Annotated in this window: 5 protein-coding genes; 3 read left to right on the top strand and 2 right to left on the bottom strand. The window is 56.4% G+C overall.

From position 1 onward, the window contains the following. Positions 1-131: 131 nt before the first annotated feature. Positions 132-1,154: an exosortase/archaeosortase family protein gene (locus KJ653_07300; protein MBU0685631.1), complete on the bottom strand. Its 1,023-nt coding sequence runs from the start codon at positions 1,152-1,154 to the stop codon at positions 132-134. Positions 1,155-1,292: 138 nt separating this feature from the next. Between KJ653_07300 and KJ653_07295 the strand changes: the two genes are divergently transcribed. Next, positions 1,293-2,564 (top strand): MFS transporter, encoded by a 1,272-nt coding sequence (locus KJ653_07295; GenBank protein ID MBU0685630.1) that lies wholly within the window; start codon positions 1,293-1,295, stop codon positions 2,562-2,564. 9 nt (positions 2,565-2,573) lie between these two features. Here the strand turns inward: KJ653_07295 and KJ653_07290 are convergent, their stop codons facing one another. After that, positions 2,574-2,756 carry a hypothetical protein gene (locus KJ653_07290; protein ID MBU0685629.1) on the bottom strand — a complete coding sequence of 61 codons (183 nt, stop codon included), beginning with the start codon at positions 2,754-2,756 and terminating at the stop codon, positions 2,574-2,576. A gap of 131 nt (positions 2,757-2,887) precedes the next feature. Between KJ653_07290 and KJ653_07285 the strand changes: the two genes are divergently transcribed. Further along, complete coding sequence (locus KJ653_07285; protein ID MBU0685628.1) at positions 2,888-3,364, top strand: Lrp/AsnC family transcriptional regulator; 477 nt, start codon at positions 2,888-2,890, stop codon at positions 3,362-3,364. Positions 3,365-3,466: 102 nt separating this feature from the next. Further along, positions 3,467-3,932 (top strand): hypothetical protein (locus KJ653_07280; GenBank protein ID MBU0685627.1); only part of this gene is annotated, 466 nt, incomplete at its 3' end.

Genomic DNA, 3,932 nt, shown 5'->3' with positions numbered 1-3,932 from the left:
GGCTATCCCATCCCAGGAGCCAGTGATCCCGCAAAGATCATTGGCTGGCTCTTGGGAGGGGCCATATCTTGCCGACGTCTCTATCTTTCCAGAATGTCGCATTTCAAAGGGTTTCTACAGAGCAGGATGTGTCAGTCGGTTGAACGATGCCTGGAGGTGTAGCCCAGCAGGAGGTACCAGAACACAGCGGACCAAGACAGGAATATGATCCATCCGGCATTCTCGTGCGCCCACAGAAGAGCATCCAGGCCTCTGTAGTATCCGACGATCCCGATTATGACCATCCTGAACAGGTTCCCGAGGTATGCGATGACAAGGCCGACCGAGAGCACGATTGTAAGCACCTTGACGGGGAGGCGTTCGAACACAAGAACGAACGAGAAGAACGCAGCTAGGAATATGGAGAACGAGTAGAGACCCACGCAGTACGCGGATATGGCCAGAGTCTGGACGGTCCCGTCGTGGAACTGCATCGTGACCAAGTTGCCTTGGGAGCTCGCATCGATCCCGATGAGGTCCAGCGCGCCGGCAAAAGGGGCGGCGAGCATGTAGTGGACGTAGGCGTTGCCCACGGACGAGCCGGTGCCACCGTACACGGACATCACTGCTTGAGGCACGACCAGGAAGAGCACGACCAGCCCGAGGAATATTAGGGAGAAGGAAGCCTCGGCCTCGAACTTCTCGAACAACAGAGGGAAGATGATGAGTATGCCTCCGAACATGATCGTGAGCGTGTCCAGGTCACCGTAGCTGGGACTCTCGGACAGAAAGCTGTTCCAGACGACCACGGACACGATCGCGGCCGCTCCCAAGGCCATCAAGAAGTAGCCGCTGATCTCGCGCCTCAACACCCACTTGATCAGCACGATGCCAGGAGGGTCCTTCTGGGGCGCTTGTCGGACGTCGCTGGGTTTGACTTCTGCCTCTTCTGTTCGGCCGGGCTTCCTGACAGGATTGAGGAGGACCAGCAAGAGCATGCCCAGCGCTAGCGAGGATATGCCGACGGCTGCGCCCTGATATGAGAACAGGGCGAGGACTGACAAACCCTCGATCACGAGAATAATCGAGATTATCTGCAGCAGCTTCCTCTTCGGCGTGCCGTCAGGTGCGAGCCTGTCGAACGCGGATACTAATCCTTCCCAGGTCCACTCCATCGCGAGATGGTAGATAATCCTACTGGATAAAGATAACCATAAACAGTCGTTGTTCCAGCGCGAGGTTAATACCAGCAGACGCGTTCCGGGCCCTGCGGGGTTTACCCTCTGACAGAGAAATCCTCCGGCCCGTTTGCATTGTTTGCGCGCACCAGCCAGGACGGTGCTCGCGCGACGGCGAAGTACTACTCAGGGTCCGGCAAGGAGGAGAGATGGCTCGTGAAGGCTTCTTTCTTCACGGGCATCACGGGAGGGGTCCTCTGGTATGTCCTCATATACTACTGGGCGGCGCTCGGGTTCAGCTCCCAACAAATCGGGCTCATGGGAGGATTGGGATCGGCCGTCGGGGTGATCACATACATCTTCGGCGGTTACCTCGCGGACGCATTCGGCAGGAAGAAACTGTTCCTCGTGGGCCTTGTCGCCGAGGCCCTTGGCTGCATCCTGTTCGTAACGGAGAAGAATCTGGCGGTCTTCACGCTCGGCTACAGCTTGACCAGCCTAGGTGGGTCTCTCATATGGCCGTCTCTGATGGCTCTGATGGCCGCGAAGACCACCGCTGTCAACATGAAGTTCTTCTACGGCGTCCAAGGGTTCGTCAACCAGATCGGCCTGACGATCGCTACTTTCCTGGGCATCTTCGGACCTCCTCTTCTGGAGAAGGACTTCGGGATCAAGCTCTCGCAGGGATTCGGCTACGTTTTCCTGATCACTGCCGTCTGCGCTGTCATCCCGCTCTTCTACGTCATGAGGGTCAAGGAGACGAAGAAGAGGTCGGAGAAGCTCACGATCCACTTCGACAAGAGGATGCGTGGACGCCTGTACGTGTATTGCTTCCAGAACGCGCTGATCGGCGCGGGAGCGGGCTTCGTCATACCGTGGCTCCCGATAATCTTCAACAAAGGCTTGGGGGCGTCCGACTCGTGGGTAGCGGGGATCTTCACTCTCTCGAACGCAGTGATCGCTATTGGATGGTTCGTGGTCCCAATCTTTGCGGGCTACAGGGGGAGCGTCGCTCTCATAACGGTCTGCCAGCTAGCGTCTTGCATCCCCCTTCTGCTGATTCCGTACTCCCCGGTCCTGCTCGTGGTCGCGCTGCTCTTCACGGTAAGGTCTTTCCTGATGCTCGTGCCAACGCCGGTCCTCAACGCGTATGTGATGAACATCGTATCGGAGCAGATACGCGCATCTTTCCTCGCTATCAGCCAGCTCGCATGGCAGCTGGCCTTCTCGGCGTCGTATTTCATAGCAGGATTCCTCTGGGCGAGCAATTACACGAAGGTGGGGCCGTTCTACATCACGGCTGCGTTCTACATAGTCGCATCGCTCATCTTCTTCGCATACTTCAGAAACATCAAAGAGTCGCACGACGAGCATGCGCATTCTCAGAGTGCGCCGATGAAAACCTAGGACCGAAGTTCACGACCGAGGGGACTTGTGTCTAGCAGGGGGCTTCGTGTTGCCGAATTTGTTCTTCAGCCTCAGAGCTTCCTCCAACAGTTGAGACACCCATTCCTCGTCCCAGTTTCTGATCCTTTCGTCGAAACACGTTGAGTCGCCGGGCATGTTCTTCTGGCCTCCCGTGGTGTACCTTATGTCCATGACCATATATCAAGTTTATTTGAAGAAATATGTTCATTTGACCAATCCATTCACATTTGACAACGATATTGACCATCACATGTACCCTAATCTGCAAAGTATTTATAAATCAAAAGACGTTCGAGCATGCGATGACGGCCCGTCAGGACGATGCTGGCTCACTCAAATTGGATGATTTGGACATTGATATCCTAAGGAGCCTGAACGAGAACGCGCGGAAGAGCTTCCGGGACATCGCCAAGGAGCTGCACGTCTCTCTCACAACGGTCTCGAACAGGATCAGGGCGATGGAGCGGGCTAGCGTAATCCAAGGCTACATGCCCATCGTCGACGCTGCGAAGCTGGGTTACGACATCATGGTGGTCATAGGCATCAAGGTCATCCACGGCAGGATAGTGGAGACCGAGCGCGATCTCGCGAAGGAGACGGGTGTTTTCGCCGTGTTCGACTCGACCGGGGAATGGGATGCGATCGTGATGGCCCGGTTCCAGAACAGGGGGGAGCTGAACACTTTCGTCAAGAAGGTCCTCGACCACGAGAACGTCGACAGGACCTACACGCAGGTGGTCCTGAACGTCACGAAGGACGAGAAGAGGGTCCTCGTCTGATGGCCCCCGCAGCGCCCGCAGTGTACTATATGTAGATGGCCTTCGATAACGTACCTACACATCTGACTACTGACTAGCCGTGTATGGGAAGGGGAGATCAGCGTGGTTCGTAGCGTCATTGCCTGTCTAGTAGCCGCATCTGCGTTCGCATCGCTGCTATCGGCCGCGGCACCGTTCAGTGCAGGGCAGAGCGACGACCGGATAGATATCATCTCGGACTTCTCCCCGGCGCTCGATACCTACGACCAGGGACAGAACTTCTCGGTAATGCTCATGGTCACGAACGCGATGTTCTACAACCCGGACTTCACCAGCAAGGTGATGGTGACCAACATCTCATCGTACTTCTCTTGGCTTCCACCCAATACTTGGCTCAGGAAGGACGTCTCCTCGAACTCGACCTGGCTGAGCCCTAGCGAGTTCGCGACGTTCACCATGAGCATGTCGATCCCGGCGAACGCCACGCCGAGGACCCACAGCTACGCCTTCAGGGTAGAGTACCTCCGGTTCACTGAGAACACCTCATGGGGCGTGACCGGGCCGGTAGTCTGGCAGAGCATCACGTATC

This window comes from Candidatus Thermoplasmatota archaeon (assembly GCA_018814355.1).
Lineage (GTDB): Archaea > Thermoplasmatota > Thermoplasmata > UBA10834 > UBA10834 > COMBO-56-21.
This window is presented reverse-complemented; position numbering and strand designations above follow the sequence as displayed.

Bases quoted from the DNA above. Each gene is read 5' to 3' on its own strand.
- KJ653_07300 (MBU0685631.1), bottom strand. From the start codon at position 1,154: ATGGAGTGGACCTGGGAAGGATTAGTATCCGCGTTCGACAGGCTCGCA.
- KJ653_07290 (MBU0685629.1), bottom strand. From the start codon at position 2,756: ATGGACATAAGGTACACCACGGGAGGCCAGAAGAACATGCCCGGCGAC.
- KJ653_07285 (MBU0685628.1), top strand. From the start codon at position 2,888: ATGACGGCCCGTCAGGACGATGCTGGCTCACTCAAATTGGATGATTTG.